This window comes from Sinorhizobium sp. NG07B (assembly GCF_002532005.1).
Taxonomy (GTDB): Bacteria; Pseudomonadota; Alphaproteobacteria; order Rhizobiales; family Rhizobiaceae; genus Sinorhizobium; species Sinorhizobium fredii_C.
In genome coordinates, this window is sequence record NZ_NWTD01000004.1 from 68,917 (window position 1) to 93,011 (window position 24,095).

Consider the following 24,095-nt stretch of genomic DNA (forward strand, 5'->3'; position numbering starts at 1 on the left):
TTGATCGTTGAGACGGGTGGAGATGGTGTCGGGAAGACTTGTTGTTGTGGGTGGCGGTCAGGCCGCTTTCGCCTTGATTGCCAAGCTTCGCGCCCTGCAGGACATGCGTTCGATTACTGTCGTCGCCGCCGAGTCGAGCTTGCCCTATCAGCGGCCGCCGCTTTCCAAGAAATACCTGCTGCGCGAAATGACTCTCGACCGGCTGCTCTATCGGCCGGAGGCCTGGTATGCGGAGCACGAAATCGACATTCGCCTGTCGACGATGGTGACGCGGGTCGACCGCAAGACGAAGGAAGTCACGCTCAGCGACGGCTCGAGGCTCCCCTATGAAACGCTGGCCTTTGCAACCGGTGCCACGCCGCGCCGCTTGCCCGCTTCGATTGGCGGCGATCTCGAAGGCGTGCATGTGGTGCGCGATTTCCAGGACGCCGACCGGCTCGCCGGGGAGATGCAGCCGGGGCGGCGGGTATTGGTGATCGGCGGGGGCTATATCGGCCTGGAGGCGGCGGCGGTCGCCCGTACATGCGGGCTGGAGGTCACAGTCATAGAAATGGCGGACCGCATCCTGCAGCGCGTCGCTTCGGCCGCGACCTCTGCGGTCGTCCGCGAGATCCATCGCTCGCATGGGGTCGATATCCGCGAGCGCATGGGCCTTCACCGGCTGATCGGCGAAGACGGGCGCGTGTCCGCGGCGGAGCTCTCCGACGGCTCGGTCATTCCGGCCGACCTGGTGATCGTCGGCATCGGCGTGGCGGCGAATGACGCCCTGGCCCATGATGCCGGCCTCGAAACCGCGAACGGCATCCTCGTCGACAGCCACGGCCGGACATCCGACCCGGCGATCTTCGCGATCGGTGACTGCGCCGTCTTGCCCTGGCAGGACATGCGCATTCGTCTCGAATCGGTCCAGAACGCCGTCGACCAGGCGGAAGCGATCGCAGCCGTTCTCGCCGGCGGTTCCGAGCCCTATGATCCGAAGCCTTGGTTCTGGTCGGACCAGTACGACGTCAAGCTGCAGATCGCCGGCTTCGGGCTTGGCCACGACGAAACCCTGGTTCGCCCGGGCCAGCGCGAGGGCAGCGTCTCCGTCTGGTATTTCCGCCAGGGCAAGTTGATCGCCGTCGATGCCATCAACGACGCGAAGGCCTACGTGACGGGCAAGAAGCTGCTCGAAGCGGGCGTAACGCCCAATCGGGCCCTACTGGCCGATCCGCAGGTCGATCTCAAATCCTTGCTCGCATAGCGGCGCAAGGGCGATCTCCTTGCCATGAACGTACCATTCGCGGAACGACTCCACGTGTCTTTGCCGCTCCTCGAATGGCGCGCACCTCCTACGATAAGCTTGCGGTAGCTTGGCGATTCATTAACGCAACTCAGCAATGTTCGCTTCGAAAGCGGCGGTGGTCCCGGTAAATTTCATCCTTCCTTAAAGGGATTAAAGCGAACACATAGCGACCCGGCGTGGAACACAGGCGCCGAGCGGGCGAATGCGTGTATTTGGGCGACCTGCAATGTTTAGGATTCTTTCGTGCCTCGTCGTGGAACATGACTTGCGGTTGGTTGCACTGGCGGCGGTGGTTTGCTTCCTTTCCAGCTTTGGCGCCGTGACGCTGCTTCAGCGGGCCCGTATCTCCGAGGGCAGGCCGCAGGCGATCTGGGTGGCGGCCGCAGGCATTGCCAGCGGCTTCGGCATTTGGGCGACCCATTTCATTGCCATGCTCGCCTATGACCCGGGAGTCGTCCTCGGCTACCAGGCCAGCCTGACGGCATTGTCGCTGGTGGCCGCGATCCTGCTGACGACGTCGGCTCTGGCGATCGCCTCCTATTGGAAGGGCCGTCCCGCTTGGCTGCTGGGTGGCCTGGTGCTCGGCGCCGGTGTGGGCTCAATGCATTTCCTCGGCATGGCCGCCCTCGAAGTGCCCGGGTTCATTCGTTGGGATTCGATGCTCGTCGTCGCATCGATTTTGGCCGGCGTGCTCTTCGACATGGGTGCCCTTCTTGCGATCAACCGGGCCGACCAGTCGCTGAGGGCACAGATGGCCGCGACGTTGGCGATGACGCTCGGCATCGTCGTGCTGCACTTCACCGCGATGGGCGCGGTTACGATCGAAGTCGAGTTCGCGACGACCCAAACCCCGGAAGGCATGATCCAGCCGCATCTCTTGGCCTTCGTCCTTGCCGGAACCGCCTTCTTTCTTCTATCCGCCGTGCTGATCGCCGCCGGCTTCGCACGCCAGGCGGAGATCCTCGCCACCACATCGGAGAAGGAGTTTTCCCGCTTCGTGCGCAGCGTCAGGGACTATGCCATCTACATGCTCGATGTCGACGGACGCGTGGCAAGCTGGAATGCCGGCGCCGAGGCCAACAAGGGATATTCCGCCGAGGAGATCATCGGCAAAAACTTCTCCTGCTTCTACTCGCCCGAGGATCGTGCGGCGAACCTGCCGGGGCGCGCCTTGCGCATCGCCCTTGACGCCGGGAAATATGAAACCGAGGGCTGGCGCTACCGGAAGGATGGCACCCGCTTCTGGGCGCATGTGGTGATCGACCCGATCATCGGCGAGGACGGCGAGCACGCCGGCTTCATCAAGATCGCCAAGGACATCACCAAGCAGAAGGAGGATGCCGATCGGATCGCCGAGGTGAGCAAGAATCTCGACATCGCGCTCGAAAACATGAGCCAAGGCATTTGTCTCTTCGATCGTGCCGACCGCCTGCTGCTTTCGAATCGGCGCTGCCTCGAGATCTTCGATCTGCCTGAATCGATGGCCGGCAAGGGCATGACCTTCCGGGAAGTCCTCAATCGTGCATTTGACCGCACCTATGCGGATCCGGTGGTCGCGGAGGCGAAGGCGAACGAGGCCTATCAGAGGCATAGGCTGGACATCGTGGCGAAGGGCGGCGGCGACCTGGTCGAAAAATTGTCGAACGGACGCTCGATCCTGTCCAAGCACCGCACGCTTCCCGATGGCGGTTGGGTCTCCACCTATGAGGACATCACCGAGCGGCTCGACTCCGAGGAGCAGATTTCCTTCCTCGCGCGTCACGACAGCCTGACCGGGCTGCCCAACCGATTGCAGTTCAACAGCCATCTCGACGAGGAACTCGACGCGGCCGTCTGGTTTTCGCGCAAGGTGGCGGTCGTCGGCATCGATCTCGACAAGTTCAAGGAAGTCAACGACCTGCACGGACATGCGGCTGGCGACTTCGTACTGGTGACGATCGCGCAGCGGATGAAGGAACACCTGCAAGAGGGCGAATTCGTCGCCCGCTTCGGCGGAGACGAGTTCGCTGCGGTCAAGCGCTTCGAAGACCTGTCTGAACTCAATGACTTCCTGCGGCGGATCGAGCGGTGCCTGCATGAGGAGATGCGCTTCGGCGATTTCGAGCTGAAATCCGGCGGCAGCATGGGTGTGGCCATCTACCCGCAGGATGCGGAAACCGCCGACACGCTGATCAACAACGCCGACCTCGCGATGTATCGGGCGAAGGCGGCGCTCAATCAGACGATCTGCTTCTACGAGGTCTCGATGGACGAGGCTGCGCGCGGCCGCCGGGCGCTGGCGAACGATCTCTGGGAAGCGGTTGAGAAGAACCAGCTGGCACTGCACTACCAGGTGCAGAAATCAGTGACGAGCGGAGAGGTGATCGGCTACGAAGTGCTGCTGCGCTGGAACCATCCGGAACGCGGCATGGTATCGCCAGGCGAATTCATCCCGCTCGCCGAGGAATGCGGCGCCATTCTGCCGATCGGCGAATGGGTGTTGCGCGAGGCCTGCCGTGAAGCGGCGACCTGGGACAGCCAGCACAAGATCGCCGTGAACCTCTCGCCGGTGCAGCTGGCAAATGGCGACGTCGTCAGCCTCGTCCATGCGATCCTCGTCGAAACCGGGCTCGACCCGAAACGGCTCGAGCTCGAGATTACCGAATCGACGATTATCGACGACAAGCAGCGCGCGCTGTTGACGCTGCGCGAGATCAAGGCGCTTGGCGTGACGATCGCCATCGACGATTTCGGCACGGGTTACTCCTCGCTGGAGACATTGCGGTCGTTCCCCTTCGACAAGATCAAGCTCGACAAGAGCTTCATGTCCGAGGTCGAAGGCAGCCCCCAGGCAAAGGCGATTATTCGCGCCATCCTCGCGCTCGGCCACAGCCTCCAGGTACCGGTGCTCGCCGAAGGGGTGGAAACCCAGAAGCAGCTCGACATTCTCATTGCCGAAGGCTGCGACGAGGCGCAGGGCTATTTCCTCGGGCGGCCGGCGCCGATCGGTTCCGTCGTTGGGGTCAGGACCGAGGCCGCCTGACGCGTTCGGCAAACGGCGAAAGCGGGAGAGTGGGATTGATACCCTTCTGTCCTGCCGGGCATCTCCCCCACAAGGAGGGAGATTGGCTGGAAAACGCCGCTCTGCCCCACGCCCAGCGTGCCTATGCCGAAATAAGGGGACCTGCAAAGTCCATGTAAGGATAGATGGCGGGACATCGCCACTTGCCGATCTCCACCCTTGTGGGGGAGATGCCCCGCAGGGCAGAGGGGGTGCCTCCGACCGTAGCAAGGATTCCACAAGAGGCGCAGCTCCAATGCAAGCCATTCGGCGCTGGCATGAAGTCGTCGGCTTGCCGCCGAGTGTGAACGCCCGGTGGTGCCCGGCGGCGCTTGCCCAGCGAGGCGAATGGCATGAAGGAATCCTCGCCGACGAAATCGTGAAAAGCAAAAAGGGCGGCTCGAGAGCCGCCCTTCCGATCCGGATGGATCACCTGCGCTAAGGCTGTCGCCCTATCACATCATGTCCATGCCGCCCATTCCGCCCATGCCGCCCGGCATGGCCGGAGCGTCCTTCTTCGGCAGCTCGGCGATCATGGCTTCGGTGGTGACGAGCAGGCCCGCAACCGAGGCTGCGTCCTGGAGAGCGGTGCGGACGACCTTGACCGGGTCGATGATGCCCATGGCGATCATGTCGCCATACTCGCCGGTCTGAGCGTTGTAGCCGAAGTCGTCGGTGTTCTTCTCGAGGATCTTGCCGACAACGATCGAGGCTTCATCGCCAGCGTTCTCCGCGATCTGGCGGGCCGGAGCCTGCAGAGCGCGACGAACGATGTTGATACCGGCGTCCTGATCGTCGTTTTCACCCTTGACGGTAATCTTGACGGAAGAGCGCAGCAGGGCAACACCGCCACCCGGTACGATGCCTTCCTGAACGGCAGCGCGCGTCGCGTTGAGGGCGTCGTCGATGCGGTCCTTCTTTTCCTTCACTTCGACTTCCGTCGCACCGCCGACGCGAATAACGGCAACGCCGCCAGCGAGCTTGGCAAGGCGCTCCTGCAGCTTCTCACGGTCGTAGTCAGAAGTGGTTTCTTCGATCTGGGCCTTGATCTGGGCGACGCGGCCTTCGATGTCGGCCTTCTGGCCGGCGCCGTCGACGATCGTCGTGTTTTCCTTGGAGATCGAGACCTTCTTCGCACGGCCGAGCATGTCGAGCGTGACGTTTTCGAGCTTGATGCCGAGGTCCTCGGAGATCACCGTGCCGCCCGTCAGGATGGCGATGTCTTCGAGCATGGCCTTGCGGCGGTCGCCGAAGCCCGGGGCCTTGACGGCAGCGATCTTCAGGCCGCCGCGCAGCTTGTTGACGACGAGCGTTGCAAGCGCTTCGCCTTCGACGTCTTCAGCGATGATGAGGAGCGGCTTGCCGCTCTGAACGACGGCTTCGAGAACCGGGAGCATCGCCTGGAGGTTCGAGAGCTTCTTCTCGTGCAGGAGAATGAACGCGTCTTCGAGGTCGGCGACCATCTTTTCCGGGTTGGTGACGAAGTAGGGCGACAGGTAGCCGCGGTCGAACTGCATGCCTTCGACGACTTCGAGTTCGGTCTCGGCGGTCTTGGCTTCTTCAACCGTGATGACGCCTTCGTTGCCGACCTTCTGCATCGCTTCGGCGATGTCGAGGCCGATCTGCTTTTCACCGTTTGCCGAAATCGTGCCGACCTGGGCGACTTCTGCCGAGGTGTTGATCTTCTTGGCCTTGGCGAGCAGGTCCTTGACGACTTCGGTGACGGCGAGGTCGATGCCGCGCTTCAGGTCCATCGGGTTCATGCCGGCAGCAACGGCCTTGGCGCCTTCGCGAACGATCGCCTGGGCAAGAACGGTTGCGGTCGTGGTGCCGTCGCCGGCGATGTCGTTGGTCTTCGAAGCGACTTCGCGGACCATCTGGGCGCCCATGTTCTCGAACTTGTCTTCGAGTTCGATTTCCTTGGCGACCGAAACGCCGTCCTTGGTGATGCGCGGAGCGCCGAAGGACTTGTCGATAACGACGTTGCGGCCCTTCGGGCCGAGCGTCACCTTGACCGCATCGGCGAGGATGTCGACGCCGCGCAGCATCTTTTCGCGCGCGGTACGGCCGAACTTGACTTCTTTAGCTGCCATTTTTGAAAGCTCCTGGTTTCGAAGTTCCGGGACGCACCCGGTTTCAAATTACGGAAGTTGGGGTTGCGGGCCGATCAGCCGATGATGCCCATGATGTCGGCTTCCTTCATGATCAGAAGGTCTTCGCCGTTGATCTTGACTTCGGTGCCGGACCACTTGCCGAACAGGACGCGGTCACCAGCCTTGACGTCGAGCGGAACAACCTTGCCGCTTTCGTCACGGGCACCCGAACCGACAGCCACGATTTCGCCTTCTTGCGGCTTTTCCTTCGCGGTGTCCGGAATGATGATGCCGCCCTTGGTCTTTTCCTCAGACTCGACGCGGCGGACGACAACGCGGTCGTGCAGCGGACGGAAGTTGGTGCTTGCCATTGTCTAATCCCTCGATCAAATGACATTGCGGATCGTTCATCGATCCGGTGGATGGGTGTTAGCACTCCTGCTTAAAGAGTGCTAGCGCCGCCGAGATAAGGCTGGCTACCGAACGAGTCAAGGATCCGCTTCGAGATTTTTTTGCCGGCCGCGAGCGTTGACATGAAATGCCGTTTTTTGTTTGATGGATCTATGGGGTAAGCGAATGCCCCACGAGGCGTCATGCTGGAATTTCGCGTCCAACAGCTATCAAGGACGTCGTATCATGGCCTCGTTCAACTCCATCTCTCCTGAAAAACTTGCCCGGCTGGTCGGCACGCCGAAAGCTCCCGTCCTCATCGATGTTCGCGATGAGGACGATTTCACCGCCGATCCCCATCTCGTACCGTCCTCGTTCCACCGGACGCACGCCGATGCGCCCAAATGGGCGGACGAATACAAAGGACAGTGGGTCGTCGCGCTCTGCAAGCACGGCGGCAAGCTCAGCGAAGGCGTTGCCGCATGGCTTCGGCACGCCGGCGCGTCTGCGGAAATATTGGAAGGCGGTCTCGAAGCTTGGCGCGAGGCGGGTCTGCCTCTCGTCCCGGTGGCGAGCCTGCCGAATGCCGACCCTTCGGGCGGCTCGGTGTGGGTGACGCGATCCCGGCCGAAGATCGACCGCATCGCCTGCCCGTGGCTGATCCGCCGCTTCGTCGATCCGCGCGCCAGGTTCCTCTACGTCTCGCCGGCCGAGGTCGAGGCGGTCGGCGAACGCTTCGACGCAACGCCGTTCGACATCGAAGGCGTGTTCTGGAGCCACCGCGGCGACGATTGCACCTTCGACACGATGGTCAAGGAATTCCGCCTTTCCTTTCCCGCGCTCGAGCACGTCGCCCGGATCGTCCGCGGTGCCGACACGGACAGGCACGAGCTGGAACCGCAAGCGGCCGGTCTTCTCGCCGTATCGCTTGGCCTATCCCGAATGTATGCCGGCGACCTCGAACAGCTCGAGGCGGGGATGACTCTCTATGACGCGCTCTACCGCTGGGCGCGCGATGCGAGAGAGGAGAAGCACGATTGGGTATCGCACGGCGGCAAGGGGAAGCGGACGTGAACGACCAGGTATCGGCGGGCCTTCCGCCCGCCCATCCGACCTTTGCCGAAGCCGCGAAGGTCTGGGCAAGGATCGGCCTGTTGAGCTTCGGCGGGCCGGCCGGACAGATTGCGCTCATGCACCGGGAACTCGTCGAGGAGCGCCGCTGGATCTCGGAAAGCCGCTTCCTGCACGCGCTTAACTATTGCATGCTGCTGCCCGGCCCAGAGGCGCAACAACTCGCCACCTATATCGGCTGGCTCCTACACGGCACGCGCGGCGGGGTGGTGGCGGGCACGCTCTTCGTGATGCCGGGCTTTTTTGTCATCCTGGGCCTCTCGTCCGCCTATGCCCTGTTCCAGGAGACCAATTGGCTTGCGAGCCTCTTCTTCGGCCTTAAGGCCGCGGTGCTGGCGATCGTCATCGAGGCGCTGATCCGGCTTTCCCGCCGGGCGCTGAAAACCGGCTTCGATCGATGGCTCGCCATCCTGGCGTTCCTGGCGCTCTTCGTTTTCGCCGTGCCCTTTCCGCTGGTGGTCCTCGCGGCCGGCATCGCGGGCTATGTCGCTGCCCGCCATGCGCCGGCGCGGCGAGCGGCCGCGCATCAAGCGAAGGCTCCCGATCTTCCCTCCGTTATCGGCGCCGATTACCCCCACGGAAAGCCAAGCTGGGGGAGGGCGGCGGCAGTCATTGCCGTATGGGGCGCCCTCTGGCTGGCGCCCTTCCTCCTGATCGCGGCCATCGTCGGCGGACCGAATGTCTACACAGACATCGGCCTCTTCTTTTCGCAGATGGCGGTCGTCACTTTCGGCGGCGCCTATGCCGTTCTTGCCTATGTCGCACAGCAGGCGGTCGAGACCTATCACTGGCTGCGCCCCGGGGAGATGGTCGATGGCCTGGCGCTGGCGGAGACGACGCCGGGGCCGCTGGTGCTTGTGCTCGCCTTCGTCGGCTTCATGGGGGCGTACCGTGCGCCGATCGGTGTCGATGCGCTGACGTCGGGCGTGCTTGGCGCGACGCTTGCGACTTGGGTGACCTTCGTTCCGTGCTTTCTCTGGATCTTTCTCGGCGCGCCCTATGTCGAGCGGCTGCGCGCCAATGCGGCGCTCTCCGGTGCCCTGTCGGCGATCTCGGCGGCGGTCGCCGGCGTTATCCTCAACCTCGCCGTCTGGTTCGGCCTTCATGTCCTCTTTGGTCGCGTCGAGCGATTGGAGAGCGGCCCGCTCTCGCTTCCCTATCCGGATCCGGCGACGCTTCACCCTGCTGCTCTTTTCTTGACCGTCATTGCGGCCGTTTCGCTTTTCTGGTGGAAGCGCGGCATTTTCCAGACGCTCGCGATCTGTGCGGTGGCCGGCTGGTTGCTGATGCTTGTCTGATTGGCGGCATTTGCCGCCTATCTTGGGAACTGCGGCGTTTTTCTGTAGGCGAGGCTTGTATTCTTGGTCCTTCCTTGCGATGTCAGCCGGGAAGCCGAGTTTGCAGGAAGCCAGGATGGCCGTCAGGATCAACAGTTTTCGGGAAATCGCCAGCCGATACGACGTGGTGCTTTGCGATGTCTGGGGCGTGCTTCACAATGGCGTTCAGGCCTTCGCCTCCGCCTGCGAGGCGCTTGCCGAGGCACGCGCTCAAGGGGTGACGGTCGTCCTCATCACCAATTCGCCGCGGCCGCATCCGAGTGTCAAGGTGCAGATCCGCGGCCTCGGCGTTCCCGATGAAGCCTATGACCGGATCGTCACCTCTGGCGACGTCACGCGGGCATTGATCGCCTCGGCCGAGAAGCGGATTTTCTTCATCGGCGCCGATCGCGATCTGCCCTTGCTCGAAGGATTGGGCACCGAGATCGTTTCGGCGGAAGAGGCCGAGACGATCGTCTGCGCTGGCTTCTACGACGACGAGACCGAAACCCCCGAACACTACCGCGCCACGCTGAGCGGGCTTGCCAAACGGAAAATCCCGTTCATCTGTGCCAATCCCGATCTCGTCGTGGAACGCGGCCATCGGCTGATCCCCTGTGCGGGCGCAATCGCCAAGCTCTACGAGGAACTCGGCGGCGAGGCGCGCATTGCCGGCAAGCCCTACAAGGCGATCTACCGTGCCGCGCTGTCCGAAGCGAAGGTGGTGAGAGGTGCCTTCGATCTCGCGCGGGTCATCGCCGTGGGCGACGGCATGCCGACCGACGTGAAGGGGGCGCAGGAAGCCGGTTTCGATTTGCTCTATATCAGCGCCGGCATCCACGCGCTGGAATACATGCACGAAAGCCGCACCGACGAGGCGAAGCTTGCCGCCTTCCTGAAAAAGGAAGGGGCGACGCCGAAGTGCTGGATGCCCCGGCTCGCCTGACAGGGAGACGGCAATGACGGTTTTTCATCGCAACGAGACCCGTGATCCGCTTCCCGAGCGCCTCCACGGCGGCGTGATCGCGATCGGCAATTTCGACGGCGTCCACCGGGGCCATCAGTCGGTGCTGATCCGCGCGCTCGACGAGGCAAAGGGCAGGGGCGTTCCCGGCCTTGTGCTGACCTTCGAACCGCATCCGCGCACCGTCTTCCGGCCCGACCAGCCCGTCTTCCGCCTGACGCCTGCGCCGCTGAAGGCTCGCATCCTCGAGGGGATGGGTTTCGGCGCGGTGATCGAATATCCCTTCGACCGGACCTTCTCCGAGCTTTCGGCGTCCGATTTTATCCATCGCATTCTCCGCGAATGGCTGCACGCATCGCACGTCGTCACCGGTTTCGATTTTCATTTCGGCAAGGGACGCGAGGGCGGCCCGGCCTTCCTGATGGCGGCGGGCGCCCAGGAAGGCTTCGGCGTGACGCTGGTCGATGCCTTCCGCGACGAGAACGCCGCGGTCATTTCCTCGAGCTTCATCCGTTCCTTGCTTGCCGAAGGCGACGTCGCGCATGCCGCCGGCCTGCTCGGCTACCGCTACACGGTCGAAGCGGAGGTGATCGGCGGCAAGAAGCTCGGGCGCACGCTCGGCTATCCGACCGCCAACATGCGCCTGCCGGCCGAAGTCGAACTCAGGAGCGGCATTTATGCGGTGCGGTTCCGCCGCTGGGATGGTTCGCTTTACGACGGGGTTGCAAGCTTCGGCCGCCGCCCGACCGTCGACAGCGACGGTGAAGCGCTGCTGGAGACCTTCGTGTTCGACTTCTCCGGCGACCTTTACGGCGAGGTCTGCGCCGTCTCCTTTTTCGGCCACCTTCGCGACGAAGTGAAGTTCGACGGGCTCGAGCCCCTGATGGTGCAGATGAGGGAGGACGAGAAGGAGGCGCGCGCCCTTCTTTCCGGCGTGCGGCCCTTGAGCGACATCGACCGCCATATCAATTTCGTCTGAAGCGCCGGGTGCACCGGGCCTAAAGAATCGCGCCCTGCTGCGCTCGCGGACCTTTTCAAAAGGGCGAAAACGCCTTAAACAACCGGCCATTATGATCAGGCATCGTCGATTGACCATCGATCAGCGAATTATTGGCCCGGCTTTCCGCGCGCGCTAGAGCGTGCCGGGAGGTCCGGGATTTCGGCGTTTCACGCCCTTCCAGTCATCTTCGAGAGACCGAACCCTTCCGCCTGCGTGACAATCCGCGCGGAAAAGACGAATGCAAAAGACCATGACAGAGACCGCTGAAAAGATCGACTACTCCTCGACGCTCTACCTGCCGCAGACCGAATTTCCGATGCGCGCCGGCCTCCCGCAGAAGGAGCCGGAATTCGTTGCCCGCTGGCAGAAGATGGAGCTCTACAAGAAGCTTCGCGCCTCCGCTGCCGGCCGCGACAAGTTCGTGCTGCATGACGGCCCGCCCTATGCGAACGGCAACATCCATATCGGCCATGCGCTCAACAAGATCCTCAAGGATGTCATCAACCGCTCGTTCCAGATGCGCGGCTTCGACGCCAATTACGTCCCGGGCTGGGACTGCCACGGCCTGCCGATCGAATGGAAGATCGAGGAGAAATATCGCGAGAAGGGCCGCAACAAGGACGACGTCCCGGTCAACGAGTTCCGCAAGGAATGCCGTGATTTCGCCAGCGGCTGGATCCAGGTGCAGACCGAGGAATTCAAGCGCCTCGGCATCGAAGGCGACTTCGACAATCCCTACACGACGATGAACTTCCATGCAGAAGCGCGTATCGCCGGCGAATTGATGAAGATCGCACGGGCCGGCCAGCTCTATCGCGGCTCGAAGCCGGTGATGTGGTCGGTTGTCGAACGCACCGCGCTCGCCGAGGCCGAAGTCGAATATGCCGACGTCGAAAGCGACATGATCTGGGTGAAGTTCCCGGTGACAGAGGGCCCGGATGCGCTTGCCGGCGCCTTTGTCGTCATCTGGACGACGACGCCCTGGACGATTCCCGGCAACCGGGCGGTCGCCTATTCGTCGCGCTATGCCTATGGCCTCTATGAAGTCGCGACGGCCGAAAACGACTACGGTCCGCAGCCGGGCGAAAAGCTGATCTTCGCCAAGCGCCTCGCGGAGGAATCGGCCGCCAAGGCGAAGGTCACCTTCCGCTTCATCCGCGACATCGAAGCCGAGGAGCTTGCGGCAGTCACCTGCTTGCACCCGCTGCACGGCCTCGGCGGTGGATACGCCTTCAAGGTGCCGCTGCTCGACGGCGAACACGTCACCGACGATGCCGGCACCGGCTTCGTCCACACCGCGCCCGGGCACGGCCGCGAGGACTTTGATGCCTGGATGGACGGCGCCCGGTCACTCGAAGCGCGCGGCATCTCCTCTGCGATCCCCTTCACCGTCGACGATGCCGGTTATTTCACCGCCGATGCGCCTGGCTTCGGTCCGGACGCCGAAGGCGGCGCCGGTCGCGTCATCGACGACAAGGGCAAGAAGGGCGACGCCAACGATCGCGTCATCAAGGCGCTCATCGCCCGCCATGCGCTCTTTGCCCGCGGACGCCTGAAGCATTCCTATCCGCATTCCTGGCGGTCGAAGAAGCCGGTCATCTTCCGCAACACGCCGCAATGGTTCGTCTATATGGACAAGGACTTCGGCGACGGCACGACGCTGCGCTCGCGGGCGCTCAACGCCATCGACGAAACCCGTTTCGTCCCGGGCGCCGGCCAGAACCGCCTGCGCGCCATGATCGAGCAGCGCCCGGACTGGGTTCTGTCGCGCCAGCGCGCCTGGGGCGTGCCGATCGCGGTCTTCGCCGATGAGCAGGGTGAAATCCTCGTCGACGACGCCGTCAATGCGCGGATCCTCGAGGCTTTTGAGAAGGAAGGGGCCGATGCCTGGTTCGCTGAGGGAGCGAAGGAACGCTTCCTCGGAAACGACCACGACCATGCCCGCTGGAACCAGGTTATGGACATCCTCGACGTGTGGTTCGATTCCGGCTCGACCCACACCTTCACGCTCGAAGACCGTACAGATCTGAAATGGCCGGCCGATGTCTATCTCGAGGGTTCCGACCAGCACCGCGGCTGGTTCCACTCCTCGCTGCTGGAAAGCTGCGCGACCCGCGGCCGCGCGCCCTACAACGCCGTTGTCACCCATGGCTTCACCATGGACGAGAAGGGCGAGAAGATGTCGAAGTCGAAGGGCAACACGGTCACGCCGCAGGAAGTGATGAAGGATGCCGGCGCCGACATCCTGCGCCTGTGGGTGATGACCACCGACTACTGGGAAGACCAGCGCCTCGGCAAGACGATCATCCAGACGAACATCGATGCCTACCGCAAGCTCAGGAACACCGTCCGCTGGATGCTCGGCACGCTCGCCCACGACAAGGGCGAAGTGATCGCGCTTGCCGAGATGCCGGAGCTCGAGCAGCTGATGCTGCATCGCCTTGCCGAACTCGACCGGCTGGTGCGCGAAGGCTACGACGCCTTCGACTTCAAGCGGATCGCCCGCGCGCTGATCGATTTCTCGAATGTCGAACTTTCGGCCTTCTATTTCGATATCCGCAAGGACGCGCTCTACTGCGATGCGCCTTCGTCGCTCCGCCGCCGCGCCGCGCTGCACGTCATCCGCACGCTGTTCGATTGCCTGGTGACCTGGCTCGCGCCGATGCTGCCCTTCACCGCCGAGGAAGCCTGGCTTTCCCGTAACCCGGAAGCCCTCTCGGTGCATCTCGAGCAATTCCCGCCTGTGCCGGCGGAATGGCGCAACGATGCGCTGGCCGAGAAATGGCGGAAGATCCGCGAAGTGCGCAAGGTCGTCACCGGCGCGCTCGAGATCGAGCGCAAGGACAAGCGCATCGGCTCCTCCCTGGAAGCCGCTCCGCTCGTCCACGTCGCCGATCCGGATCTGAAGGCCGCCCTCGAAGGCCAGGATTTTGCCGAGATCTGCATCACCTCGGCGATCGGGATCGACGACGCCGAGGGGCCGGAAGGCGCGTTTACCTTGCCGGAAGTGGCGAAGGTCAGCGTCGTGCCGAGGCTGGCCGAAGGCCGCAAATGCGCTCGCTCCTGGCGGATCACCACGGATGTCGGCTCCGATCCGCTCTATCCGGAAGTGTCGGCCCGCGACGCCGCCGCACTGAGGGAACTTGGCTTCAAAGCGTGATGGAACGTCCCGGGTGAATTGCGCTTGGCGCATTCATCCGGTACAACCTGCCCGAAATTTGGCGGATTTTTCCGCCATGGGGGCGTTTAATGGCCGCGGCTGGCGCGGTGCGGCGGGGCTTAAGGGAACTTTATGGAAATGACGCGAGCGTTGCGGGTGTCTGCGAGCATTGCTGCTGTCGTGGCGGGGAGCCTGGCGCTTTCCGGCTGCATCGGCGGCCCGACCTACGGCACGGACAAGACGGCCGGCGAACAGCTCGTCGACGATCTCGGCAGCGCCATCAGCCTGGCGCCGCCGAAAAAGGATCCGGTCAAGTACCAGCCGCGCGCCGGCCTTGTGTTGCCGCCGCAGGGAGAGCAGGCTTCGCTCATCCAGCCGCAGCAGTCGCTCGCAAGTCGCGAAACCAATCCCGAGTGGGTCGAGTCCCCCGAGGAGGTGCGCGAGCGCCTGCGCGAAGAGGCCGACGCCAACAAGAACAATCCGAACTACGTCTCGCCGCTTGCCAAGGCAAGCGCCAACGGCCGCCGTCTTTCTGCCAAGGAGCAGCAGGCGGCCTATCGCGAGGCCCGCAAGATCGAGATGGGCGCCTATTCCGACAAGCGCCGTTTCCTGAGCGACCCGCCGCTCGAGTATCGCCGGCTGCCCGAGGCCTCGGAAACGGATCTCGGCGAGCCGGAGAAGGACAAGGAGCGCCGGCGCAAGAAGGCGGCGCAAGTCGCCAACAGTGGCAGCAAGTGGTACTGGCCGTTCTAAGCCATGGCCATCAGCATTCGCGATGCGGTCCCGGCCGATGCGGCAACGATCCTGCGCTTCATCACCGACCTCGCCATCTATGAGAAGGCCGAGGACGAGGTCGAGGCGACTGTCGAACTTCTGACGGATTCGCTCTTCGGGACCGGCTCGGTCAGCCGGGCGATCATCTGCGAGGTCGATGGCGCGCCGGCCGGCTTCGCCATTTGGTTCTACAACTATTCGACCTGGCAGGCGCGCAAGGGTCTCTATCTTGAAGATCTGTATGTTACGCCCGAGCACCGCGGCTCGGGAGCGGGCAAGATGCTGCTCAAGCACCTGGCCCGTATCGCGCTTGCCGAGGGCTGCGGCCGCTTCGAGTGGAGCGTTCTCGATTGGAACGAGCCGGCGATCCGTGTCTACGAGGCGATCGGCGCCGAGCCGCTCTCGGAGTGGACGCGCTACCGGCTGACGGGCAAGGAGCTTGAGGCGCTCGCCTCCAGCTGACTGTGGCTATCATCGCCGGGCGGCGAAAAAACCGCGAAGCAGCTCGGCCGCCTCGCGTTCGCCGAGGCCGGAATAGACGTCCGGCACATGATGGCAGGTCGGCGAGCCATAGAACCTGACGCCGCTTTCGACGGCGCCGCCCTTCGGGTCCTCGGCGCCGTAGTAGAGGCGGCGTATGCGGGCAAACGAGATTGCCGCCGCGCACATGGTGCAGGGTTCGAGCGTCACATAGAGATCGGCGCCGGAGAGCCGCTCGTCGCCGACGGCGGCCGCCGCCTGGCGGATCGCCTCGATCTCGGCATGGGCCGTAATGTCCCGCAATTCGCGCGTGCGGTTCCCGGCCGCAGCGACGACTTCGCCGTCGAGCACGACGACGGCGCCGATCGGCACTTCGCCGCGCGCCGCCGCCTTCCGGGCCTCGTCTAGCGCCGCATCCATGTACCGCGTCGTTTCCGCCATCACTTGCTCATAATTTCTCTTAACCCGTGGCCTTCGACCTGATAGGACAGCCGCAAAAGGCAGGCAACAGAAATGACATCCAAAGACAAGTCCACCGGGCCCGGCAAGGGAAAAGGTCGGAAAGGCAATTTTCCTTCAGGCGAGAAGAAGGCCAACGCGGCACGGCCCGGCAAGGGCGCGGCGCCGGGAGCCGACGTCGGCGCCGACGAGCCGCAACGCATCTCGAAGATCCTGTCGCGCGCCGGCGTCGCCTCGCGCCGCGACGTCGAGCGGATGATCATGGAAGGGCGCGTCAAGCTTAACGGTGTCGTGCTCGAAACCCCGGTTGTCAATGCGACGCTTGCCGACAGGATCGAGGTCGACGGCCATCCGATCCGCGGCATCGAGCGGACGCGCCTGTGGCTCTATCACAAGCCGGCCGGCCTGGTAACGACCAACGCCGACCCTGAAGGCCGTCCCACCGTCTTCGACAACTTGCCGGACGAGTTGCCGCGGGTGCTGTCGATCGGCCGCCTCGACATCAATACAGAGGGCCTGCTGCTCCTCACCAACGACGGCGGGCTGGCGCGCGCGCTCGAATTGCCGGCCACCGGCTGGCTGCGGCGGTACCGCGTCCGCGCCCATGGCGACATCGATCAGCAGGAACTCGATCGTCTGAAGGATGGCATCGCCGTCGACGGCGTCCTCTATGGTGCGATCGAGGCGACGCTCGACAGGGTCCAGGGTTCCAACGTCTGGATCACCATGGGCCTGCGCGAAGGCAAGAATCGCGAGATCAAGAACGTGCTTGGGGCGCTCGGCCTCGACGTGAACCGCCTGATCCGCATTTCCTATGGCCCGTTCCAACTCGGCGAACTGCCCGAGGGGCACGTCCAGGAAATCCGCGGCCGCACGCTCAGGGATCAGCTCGGTCCGCGCCTGATCGCGGAAGCGAAGGCGAATTTCGACGCGCCGCTCTACAATGATCAGCCCGCCGCAGAGGAGAGGGAGGTCCACAGCGAGGACATTCCTGAAAAGGGCAAGCCGGAACGCGGCGCCTGGCGTGAAAAGCCCGAGGACAAGCGCGAACGGGCGCTTGCTCGCCTTGATACGCAGCGTGACGACGGCCGCTCCCGCGATCGCCGCGATCGTCCCCGCGAAAAATTCGAGGATCGCCCGGCCCGGGCGCCGGCGAAACGCAGCCGCACGGCGAATGTCTGGATGGCCCCGGGTGCCCGCCCAGTCGCCGAAAAGAAGCCGAAGGCGGCCGAGGACGATGCTTCGCCGAAACCCGCCCGTCGCGAGCGCCCGGAGGGTGCGCCGAAGACCAAGCGTTACGGCCGCACGAAGGATGGCGCGGCCACGAAGACTTCGGCAAAGTTCGATCCCGACCGCAAGGCAAGTGCCGGCAAGGGTGCTGCTCGGCCGGACCGCGCCCCGCGTCCGCCGGTCAAACGCGCCGATGAGGATGGCGACTGGATCAGCGCCAGCGAACCGGTCCGCCGCAAAGACGATGCCCGCGACGGCGGTTTCGAGCGGCGCCGGCCCTTCGATCCCAACGAGCGGAAATCGCGGGATCACGGCGATCGCCCGCCGCGTCGCGAGAGCAGCGAGCGCCCTCGTGGCGAGCGTCCGGCACGGACCGCCGGCGACAATCGCGCATTTTCGGAGAAGCCGCGGACAAGCCGCCGCAAGGACGATGTCCGCGAGGGCCGCGAAGGCGGAGATCGCCCCTTCGGCGACAATCCTCGTGGAAAGCCTGCCAGCGGCAAGCCGGCGGGAGGGAAGTCCTTCGGTCAGCGTTCCGGTGGTCCGCGTGGCGGCAAGCCTGGCGGCGGCAGGCCCGGTGGCGGCAGACCGGGTGGAGGCAAGCCTGCCGGCAGCAAGCCCGGCGGTCGCACGGGCGGCGGCAAGCCGCGCGGCAAGGGGAAGTAACCGGCCGTGCGCGTCGTCGGCGGAGAGTTTCGGGGCCGCACGCTCGCGAGCCCCAAGTCCAACGACATCCGGCCGACCACCGACCGGACGCGCGAGAGCCTGTTCAACATTCTCGGCCACAGCTATCCCGAGGCGCTTGACGGCACCCGGGTCCTCGATCTTTTTGCCGGCACGGGTGCAGTCGGACTCGAGGCCCTGTCGCGAGGCTGCCGCCAGGCGCTCTTCGTCGAACAGGGGGTCGAGGGCCGCGGGCTCATCCGCGTCAATATCGAAACGCTCGGCTTGCAAGGCCGCGCCAAGATCTTTCGCCGCGATGCGGTCGATCTCGGCTCGGTCGGCACGATGGAGCCCTTTCATCTCGTCTTCGCCGATCCGCCCTATGGGAAAGGGCTCGGAGAACGTGCGCTGGAGTCGGCCGTGGCCGGCGGATGGCTCGTCCCCGGCGCTCTCGTGGTGCTGGAAGAGCGGAGCGACGTGCGGCCGCGTTTGTCCGCAGCCTTCGAGCAGCTCGACGATCGCGCCTTCGGCGATACGCGAATGCATTTCTACCGATTTCTAGGCGCCTGATCTAAGTTGGGCGGGCGGTGAGACCCGCCTGATCCCGCCCTTTGGCACCGCTGTAGCGGCGCGGACGGAACGGAGAGCATCGATGGAGCAGCACGTATCTGCGCAGCGCAACAGGCCCGACGGCAGGGACGAGCCGACGATCGCGCTTGCGCTTGGCGGGGGCGGTGCCCGCGGCTTTGCTCATATCCATGTCATCGCGGCGCTGGACGAGATGAGGATCCGGCCTGCGGCGATCGCCGGCTCGTCGATCGGCGCGATCATGGGCGCGGGCATGGCGGCCGGCATGACCGGCAAGGAGATCCGGGACTACACGTTTGCGACCGTCGGCAATCGCGGCGAAATTCTGAACCGGCTGTGGCAGCTTCGGCCGAGCAGCCTGTCGGAAGCCGTGTCGAGCGGCTTCCGCCTCGGACAATTCAACATTGAACGGGTGCTGAAAGCCTTTCTGCCAGAGGCGATCCCGCCGCACTTTTCCGACCTGCTGATACCGCTGAAAGTCACCGCGACCGATTACTACGGGCAAACCGAGCGCGTCTGTGAACAGGGAGACCTGCACAAAGCGATCGCCGCCTCCTGCGCCCTGCCGGCGATCTTCACGCCGGTGAAGATTGAGGGCCGCGTGATGATCGATGGCGGCATGTACAATCCGGTTCCCTTCGACCACTTGCGTGACCTCGCCGACATCGTCATCGCCGTCGATGTCGTCGGCGGTCCCGATGGGGACGGCAAGACGATTCCGAGCCGCATCGACACCCTGTTCGGCGCGAGCCAGTTGATGATGCAGTCGATCATCGCCATGAAGATGAAGGCCGGCGCCCCCGACATTCTGCTCCGCCCGGATGTCGGCCGCTTCCGTGCCCTGGATTTCCTGCGTGCCCGCGAAGTGCTCGCGGCGACGGCTGCCACGAAGGAGCAATTGAAGCGGGCGCTCTCCGAGCGGATCGAGCAATGGCAAGCGAATCGCTGATTTCCGCCCGCCCCACCGCGTTCCGGTTCAGTCGGCACCGGCCAGCGTTTCGCCGGCTCGTCCATTCTCTGCCGCCGGAAGCTGGGGCAGGATCCGCTCCTCGGTCTCCGCCGTGTGGTTGACGTCCCGCTTCGGCTTGACCAGCGGTTCCGGACGCACCGGCTCTGAATGCAGCATGTGGCGGCCTGCCGTGATGCCCTCGGCCTCCTGCAGCACCAACCGCGCCTCGTCGCGGCGGCGGATGTCGTCCATGATGGCGATCGCCTCCTCGCCGTTGACGCCGAGCGCCTCGATCGTCTTGCGGCCGAACAGCAGCCCGGACTCGAAAGTCTCGCGCAACTCGTATTCGACGCCCTGGGCGCGCAGTTCCAGCGTATGCAGGCGATCGTAGGAACGCGCGAAGATCCGGGCGTTCGGGTATTCCGCCTGCACGAGGCTGATGATCCTGTCGGTGATCTCCTTCTTCTGGGTACAGACCGCGACGATCTTCGCCTTCTCGATGCCGGCCGCCCGCAGGACGTCGAGGCGCGTACCGTCGCCGAAGTAGATGCGGAAGCCGAAGGTCGCAGCCTGGCGGACGCGTGCGGCGGAATGGTCGATAATCGTCACGTCGCGGCCGCCGGCCAGAAGGATCTGCGCGGCGATCTGCCCGAAGCGCGAAAAGCCGATCATCAGGACGTCGGCGCCGGCGCCTTCGAAATTCTCCTCCATCTCGTCTTCCAGATCATCCTGTTCGCGCAGCAGCCGCCTCGAAATGAGCGCCGCAACCGGCGTCAAGGCCATAGAAAGCGTGACGATTGCGACGAGCAGGGAGGCGAGGCCTTGGGTGAAGACACCGGCAACAGCGGCGGCCGTGAAGAGCACGAAGCCGAATTCGCCGCCCTGCGGCAGCAGCAGGCCGATGCGCACCGCATCATTGTGGTGAGAACCGGTCGCGCGGCAAAGGCCGTAGAGGACCAGGCTTTTCACCACCATCAGCAGCGGCACGGCGACAAGGATCAAAAGATAGTTCTCGGCGACGACGCCGAGTTGCAGCGACAGTCCGACCGCCATGAAGAACAGCGCCTGAAGGATACCGCGAAACGGCTCGATGTCGGCCTCGAGTTCATGGCGGTAGGAGGATTCCGCCAGCAGCACACCTGCAAGGAACGCGCCCATCGCCATCGAAAGGCCGGCCAATTGCATCATCGTCGCCGCTCCCATGACGACGAGCAGCGCGGCGGCGATCATCACGTCGCGGGCCCCTGTGCGGGCGATCACCTGGAACAGCGGATTGAGCAGATAGCGGCCAGCCGCATAGAGAGCGGCAATCGCGGCGATCGCAATTGCGAAGTCTTCGAACGGCGTTGTTGTCGCCTCCGGCGCGCGCGTCGCCATCAACGGGATCAAGGCGAGTAGCGGAACGATCGCCAGGTCCTGGAGCAGGAGGATGGAAAAGGCGCGCTGACCGTAGCGGGTGTTTGTATCGTTGTTCTCTTCGAGGATCTGCATGGCAAAGGCCGTCGACGAAAGCGCCAGGCCGAAGCCGGCAATGACGCTGCCGGCCCAAGGGAGCAGGCCGAAGAACTCGATGAGGAAAGACAGAACGAGGCCTGTCGCCACCACTTGTGCCGTGCCCAGGCCAAAAATGTCGCGCCGCATCTGCCACAGTCGCGACGGCTTCAACTCAAGGCCGATGATGAACAAGAGGAAGACGACGCCGAGTTCCGATACGTGAAGAATCTCTTCGCCCTCGGTAATCGACTGGGCGACCGGGCCGATCACGATGCCTGCCGCGAGATAGCCGAGAATCGTGCCGAGCCCGAGACGCTTGAACAGCGGCGCAGCAACGACGGCGCCGGCGAGCAACATCAGCGCCTGAGTGTAGAGGATCGGTGTCTGCATTGCGCGCGGCTTTCATCATGGAGGCTCTCGAACCTGCCCTTGGCGGGCGTGGCGAGGCGGAATGTCATAATGCGGAGAGGGGAATCATCGTGATGCCCTTGATGCATGCTCCAGTGCACAATAAATGGGGCAGGAATGAAAGGCCTAATCATGTCCGAGACGATCGATTCCGCCATCCTCGAGAAACGCGCCGCCGAACTGGTGGACCGTGCGCGGCGGGCCGGTGCGGAGGCCGCCGACGCGGTCGTCGTACGCGGCCGCTCCCGCTCGGTTTCGGTGCGGCTCGGCAAGGTCGAGGCGACGGAGGCCTCCGAAAGCGACGATTTTTCGCTCCGGGTCTTCGTAGGGCGGCGTGTCGCCAGCGTCTCGGCCAATCCGGGTTTCGATCTGAAAGTCCTGGCCGAGCGCGCGGTGGCGATGGCCAAGGCCTCGCCGGAGGATCCTTACGCCTCGCTCGCCGATCCCGATCGCCTGGCGAGATCCTATCCGGACCTGGATCTTTTCGACACGCGCGAGGTTTCGAGCGAGGCGCTCACCGAAGCGGCGCTTGCAGCCGAGGCGGCAGCGCTTTCCGTGTCCGGCGTCACCAATTCGAGCGGCGCCAGCGCTTCCGCCGGCATGGGCGGGCTCGTGCTGGTGACGTCGCACGGGTTCTCAGGCTCCTATATGGCGACGCGGTTCGGCCGCTCCGTCAGCGCCATCGCCGGCGAAGGCACCAGGATGGAGCGCGATTACGACTATGACAGCCGGCTCTATTTCGACGAACTCCGCGGCGCCGACGATATCGGACGGGTGGCCGGCGAGCGGGCAGTGGCGCGCCTCAACCCGCGGCAGGTCGCTACCGCCAAGAACGTGACCGTCGTCTTCGATCCGCGCATGGCTCGCGGCTTCGTCGGCCATCTGGCAGGCGCCATCAATGGCGCCTCGGTCGCCCGCAAGACGAGCTTTCTCAGGGACATGATGGGCAAGCAGATCATGAAGGCCGGCATTGCCGTCACGGACGATCCGCAGATCGTGCGCGGTTCGTCGTCGCGCCCCTTCGACGGCGAGGGGGTCTCCGGCTCGAAGCTGTCCATGGTCGAGGATGGCGTGCTGAAGCACTGGTTCCTCTCGACGTCCGCGGCGCGTGAACTGGGGCTGGAAACCAACGGGCGCGGCGTCCGTGGTGGCCCGGCGGTCAATCCGGCCTCCACCAACCTCGCCCTCGAACCGGGCACGATTTCCCGCGACGACCTGATCCGCGGCGTCGGCACGGGAATCTACGTCACCGAGCTCATCGGCCAGGGCGTTAACATGGTGACCGGCGAGTACAGCCGCGGCGCCTCCGGCTTCTGGATCGAGAACGGCGAGATCACCTTCCCCGTCTCGGAGGTGACGATCGCTTCCAATCTCAAGCACATGTTCATGGCCTTGACGCCTGCCGACGACATCGACAGGAAGTTCGGTACGGCCGCACCGACCCTCGCGATCGAGGGCATGACGCTTGCCGGAAGTTGAGTGCGGGACCGTAGGTTCCGCCAGTTGGAGGCGCGGGGAATCGTTCCGGCGCTGAAGGAGTCGAATGTCAGAAGCAGCCCTCCAGACCCGACCCAGCTGGGACGAGGATCTCAAGCTCATCCTTGCCGCAGCGGTGGCAGCAGGCGATACGGCGCTCGGCTATTTCCGAAAGACCGTGGACGTCCGCTGGAAGAATGAGGGCCGCTCCCCCGTGAGCGAGGCCGACCTCGCCGCAAACGATATTCTGAAGACAAGGCTGCTCGCCGCCCGGCCGGACTATGGCTGGCTTTCCGAGGAAACCGACGACGACGCGACGCGCCTTTCCCGCGACACCGTCTTCGTCGTCGATCCGATCGACGGCACCCGTGCCTTCATCTCTGGCAAGGACCTCTGGTGCGTCAGTGTTGCGGTCGTTCACCGGGGCCAGCCGACGGCGGGCGTGCTCTATGCGCCGGCACTCGGAGAAATCTACCAGGCGACCGTTGACGGGGAGGCGCGCAAGAACGATGCGGCGATCAGCGTCCGTGACCCCTTGCCGAACGAGCGGCTGCAGGTGGCGATGGCCGAGGACATCGCCGGGAGGCTTGCCGCCCCCTATCGCGATCGGCTGGCGCGCGTGCCGCACGTGCCGTCGCTCGCCTACCGCCTGGCGATGATCGCCGACGGCCGCATCGACGGCACGATCGTCAAGAAGAACGCGCATGATTGGGATCTGGCCGCCGCCGATCTCGTTCTGGCACGCGCCGGCGGGGCGCTCCGGGGCCTCGACGGTATGCCTCTGTCCTACAATCGCCCCATTGTCAGTCATGGAGTTCTCGGGGCCGGATCCGGGTCGGCGCTGCCTGCATTGCTCGCCGCCTCCAAGCCGTTCGACGCCCATTGACCTTTGGGTGCTAATGCCGCAAACCAACGCCGACGTCTCAAAGAACAATGGGAACACAATGGCTCAGAATACCGAGAAGAAGCAGCTCTTGCACCTCGTCTTCGGCGGCGAATTGACGACGCTCACCGACGTGCAGTTCCGCGATCTCAACAACCTCGATATCGTCGGTATCTTCCCCGACTACGAGAGCGCCCATGTAGCCTGGAAGGCCAAGGCGCAGATGACCGTCGACAACGCCCATATGCGCTATTTCATCGTCCACATGCACCGGCTGCTCGACCCGGAAAATGATTGATGTCTTGGTGAGCG

Annotated in this window: 19 protein-coding genes; 15 read left to right on the forward strand and 4 right to left on the reverse strand. The window is 64.2% G+C overall.

Going from position 1 to position 24,095, the window contains the following annotated elements:
* Nucleotides 1-25 precede the first annotated feature (25 nt).
* Both CO664_RS15000 and CO664_RS15005 read left to right on the forward strand, forming a co-directional pair.
* On the forward strand, nt 26-1,243 hold the full coding sequence (locus tag CO664_RS15000) for an FAD-dependent oxidoreductase (protein WP_097539475.1): 1,218 nt from the start codon (nt 26-28) through the stop codon (nt 1,241-1,243).
* 268 nt (nt 1,244-1,511) lie between these two features.
* Nucleotides 1,512-4,307, forward strand: coding sequence for an EAL domain-containing protein (locus tag CO664_RS15005; protein WP_097539242.1), 2,796 nt, complete (start codon nt 1,512-1,514; stop codon nt 4,305-4,307).
* A 473-nt stretch (nt 4,308-4,780) separates the two neighbouring features.
* Here CO664_RS15005 and groL read toward each other — a convergent pair whose 3' ends face one another.
* Both groL and groES read right to left on the reverse strand, forming a co-directional pair.
* Complete coding sequence (gene groL, locus CO664_RS15020) at nt 4,781-6,418, reverse strand: chaperonin GroEL (RefSeq protein WP_037379039.1); 1,638 nt, start codon at nt 6,416-6,418, stop codon at nt 4,781-4,783.
* A 74-nt stretch (nt 6,419-6,492) separates the two neighbouring features.
* Complete coding sequence (groES, locus tag CO664_RS15025) at nt 6,493-6,789, reverse strand: co-chaperone GroES (RefSeq protein ID WP_012706990.1); 297 nt, start codon at nt 6,787-6,789, stop codon at nt 6,493-6,495.
* Between the two features lie 265 nt (nt 6,790-7,054).
* Between groES and CO664_RS15030 the strand changes: the two genes are divergently transcribed.
* The 7 genes from CO664_RS15030 to CO664_RS15060 all read left to right on the forward strand — a co-directional run bounded on the left by CO664_RS15030 (nt 7,055) and on the right by CO664_RS15060 (nt 15,615).
* A complete protein-coding gene (locus tag CO664_RS15030; RefSeq protein ID WP_097526338.1) occupies nt 7,055-7,882 on the forward strand; it encodes a sulfurtransferase/chromate resistance protein in 828 nt (275 codons plus the stop codon).
* Nucleotides 7,879-9,237, forward strand: a complete 1,359-nt coding sequence (gene chrA / locus CO664_RS15035; protein ID WP_097526337.1) for a chromate efflux transporter — start codon at nt 7,879-7,881, stop codon at nt 9,235-9,237. The genes CO664_RS15030 and chrA overlap by 4 nt, the downstream gene beginning before the upstream one ends.
* Nucleotides 9,238-9,352: 115 nt before the next feature.
* Nucleotides 9,353-10,201: a TIGR01459 family HAD-type hydrolase gene (locus tag CO664_RS15040; RefSeq protein ID WP_097539244.1), complete on the forward strand. Its 849-nt coding sequence runs from the start codon at nt 9,353-9,355 to the stop codon at nt 10,199-10,201.
* 13 nt (nt 10,202-10,214) lie between these two features.
* Nucleotides 10,215-11,198 carry a bifunctional riboflavin kinase/FAD synthetase gene (locus CO664_RS15045; RefSeq protein WP_097539245.1) on the forward strand — a complete coding sequence of 328 codons (984 nt, stop codon included), beginning with the start codon at nt 10,215-10,217 and terminating at the stop codon, nt 11,196-11,198.
* A gap of 271 nt (nt 11,199-11,469) precedes the next feature.
* Nucleotides 11,470-14,379: an isoleucine--tRNA ligase gene (gene ileS, locus CO664_RS15050; RefSeq protein WP_097526389.1), complete on the forward strand. Its 2,910-nt coding sequence runs from the start codon at nt 11,470-11,472 to the stop codon at nt 14,377-14,379.
* Nucleotides 14,380-14,511: 132 nt separating this feature from the next.
* A complete protein-coding gene (locus tag CO664_RS15055; RefSeq protein ID WP_037413263.1) occupies nt 14,512-15,132 on the forward strand; it encodes a hypothetical protein in 621 nt (206 codons plus the stop codon).
* Between the two features lie 3 nt (nt 15,133-15,135).
* A complete protein-coding gene (locus CO664_RS15060) occupies nt 15,136-15,615 on the forward strand; it encodes a GNAT family N-acetyltransferase (RefSeq protein ID WP_037379067.1) in 480 nt (159 codons plus the stop codon).
* Nucleotides 15,616-15,624: 9 nt separating this feature from the next.
* Here CO664_RS15060 and CO664_RS15065 read toward each other — a convergent pair whose 3' ends face one another.
* Nucleotides 15,625-16,074: a nucleoside deaminase gene (locus CO664_RS15065; RefSeq protein WP_037413264.1), complete on the reverse strand. Its 450-nt coding sequence runs from the start codon at nt 16,072-16,074 to the stop codon at nt 15,625-15,627.
* A 72-nt stretch (nt 16,075-16,146) separates the two neighbouring features.
* Between CO664_RS15065 and CO664_RS15070 the strand changes: the two genes are divergently transcribed.
* The 3 genes from CO664_RS15070 to CO664_RS15080 all read left to right on the forward strand — a co-directional run bounded on the left by CO664_RS15070 (nt 16,147) and on the right by CO664_RS15080 (nt 19,522).
* On the forward strand, nt 16,147-17,988 hold the full coding sequence (locus CO664_RS15070; RefSeq protein ID WP_097539246.1) for a pseudouridine synthase: 1,842 nt from the start codon (nt 16,147-16,149) through the stop codon (nt 17,986-17,988).
* 6 nt (nt 17,989-17,994) lie between these two features.
* Nucleotides 17,995-18,555 (forward strand): 16S rRNA (guanine(966)-N(2))-methyltransferase RsmD, encoded by a 561-nt coding sequence (rsmD, locus tag CO664_RS15075; RefSeq protein ID WP_037413266.1) that lies wholly within the window; start codon nt 17,995-17,997, stop codon nt 18,553-18,555.
* 82 nt (nt 18,556-18,637) lie between these two features.
* A complete protein-coding gene (locus CO664_RS15080; RefSeq protein WP_097539247.1) occupies nt 18,638-19,522 on the forward strand; it encodes a patatin-like phospholipase family protein in 885 nt (294 codons plus the stop codon).
* 27 nt (nt 19,523-19,549) lie between these two features.
* On the opposite strand, the gene CO664_RS15085 is transcribed toward CO664_RS15080, so the two are convergent.
* On the reverse strand, nt 19,550-21,406 hold the full coding sequence (locus CO664_RS15085; protein ID WP_097526332.1) for a monovalent cation:proton antiporter-2 (CPA2) family protein: 1,857 nt from the start codon (nt 21,404-21,406) through the stop codon (nt 19,550-19,552).
* Nucleotides 21,407-21,556: 150 nt separating this feature from the next.
* Here CO664_RS15085 and CO664_RS15090 point away from each other — a divergent pair, with 150 nt between their 5' ends.
* The 3 genes from CO664_RS15090 (at nt 21,557) to CO664_RS15100 (ending at nt 24,081) form a co-directional block, all read left to right on the forward strand.
* A complete protein-coding gene (locus tag CO664_RS15090; protein WP_097539248.1) occupies nt 21,557-22,903 on the forward strand; it encodes a TldD/PmbA family protein in 1,347 nt (448 codons plus the stop codon).
* Between the two features lie 64 nt (nt 22,904-22,967).
* Nucleotides 22,968-23,786: a 3'(2'),5'-bisphosphate nucleotidase CysQ gene (locus tag CO664_RS15095; protein ID WP_097539249.1), complete on the forward strand. Its 819-nt coding sequence runs from the start codon at nt 22,968-22,970 to the stop codon at nt 23,784-23,786.
* A gap of 58 nt (nt 23,787-23,844) precedes the next feature.
* Nucleotides 23,845-24,081, forward strand: a complete 237-nt coding sequence (locus tag CO664_RS15100) for a DUF4170 domain-containing protein (protein ID WP_037413271.1) — start codon at nt 23,845-23,847, stop codon at nt 24,079-24,081.
* The last annotated feature ends 14 nt before the right edge of the window (nt 24,082-24,095 follow it).

Excerpts from the sequence above, each read along its gene's own strand:
- groL (WP_037379039.1), bottom strand. The coding sequence starts at position 6,418 with ATGGCAGCTAAAGAAGTCAAGTTCGGCCGTACCGCGCGCGAAAAGATG.
- groES (WP_012706990.1), bottom strand. The coding sequence starts at position 6,789 with ATGGCAAGCACCAACTTCCGTCCGCTGCACGACCGCGTTGTCGTCCGC.
- CO664_RS15070 (WP_097539246.1), top strand. The coding sequence starts at position 16,147 with ATGACATCCAAAGACAAGTCCACCGGGCCCGGCAAGGGAAAAGGTCGG.
- CO664_RS15065 (WP_037413264.1), bottom strand. The coding sequence starts at position 16,074 with ATGGCGGAAACGACGCGGTACATGGATGCGGCGCTAGACGAGGCCCGG.
- CO664_RS15040 (WP_097539244.1), top strand. The coding sequence starts at position 9,353 with ATGGCCGTCAGGATCAACAGTTTTCGGGAAATCGCCAGCCGATACGAC.
- CO664_RS15055 (WP_037413263.1), top strand. The coding sequence starts at position 14,512 with ATGGAAATGACGCGAGCGTTGCGGGTGTCTGCGAGCATTGCTGCTGTC.
- CO664_RS15005 (WP_097539242.1), top strand. The coding sequence starts at position 1,512 with ATGTTTAGGATTCTTTCGTGCCTCGTCGTGGAACATGACTTGCGGTTG.
- CO664_RS15085 (WP_097526332.1), bottom strand. The coding sequence starts at position 21,406 with ATGCAGACACCGATCCTCTACACTCAGGCGCTGATGTTGCTCGCCGGC.
- CO664_RS15100 (WP_037413271.1), top strand. The coding sequence starts at position 23,845 with ATGGCTCAGAATACCGAGAAGAAGCAGCTCTTGCACCTCGTCTTCGGC.
- CO664_RS15030 (WP_097526338.1), top strand. The coding sequence starts at position 7,055 with ATGGCCTCGTTCAACTCCATCTCTCCTGAAAAACTTGCCCGGCTGGTC.
- CO664_RS15080 (WP_097539247.1), top strand. The coding sequence starts at position 18,638 with ATGGAGCAGCACGTATCTGCGCAGCGCAACAGGCCCGACGGCAGGGAC.
- CO664_RS15095 (WP_097539249.1), top strand. The coding sequence starts at position 22,968 with ATGTCAGAAGCAGCCCTCCAGACCCGACCCAGCTGGGACGAGGATCTC.
- CO664_RS15060 (WP_037379067.1), top strand. The coding sequence starts at position 15,136 with ATGGCCATCAGCATTCGCGATGCGGTCCCGGCCGATGCGGCAACGATC.
- CO664_RS15045 (WP_097539245.1), top strand. The coding sequence starts at position 10,215 with ATGACGGTTTTTCATCGCAACGAGACCCGTGATCCGCTTCCCGAGCGC.
- ileS (WP_097526389.1), top strand. The coding sequence starts at position 11,470 with ATGACAGAGACCGCTGAAAAGATCGACTACTCCTCGACGCTCTACCTG.
- CO664_RS15090 (WP_097539248.1), top strand. The coding sequence starts at position 21,557 with ATGTCCGAGACGATCGATTCCGCCATCCTCGAGAAACGCGCCGCCGAA.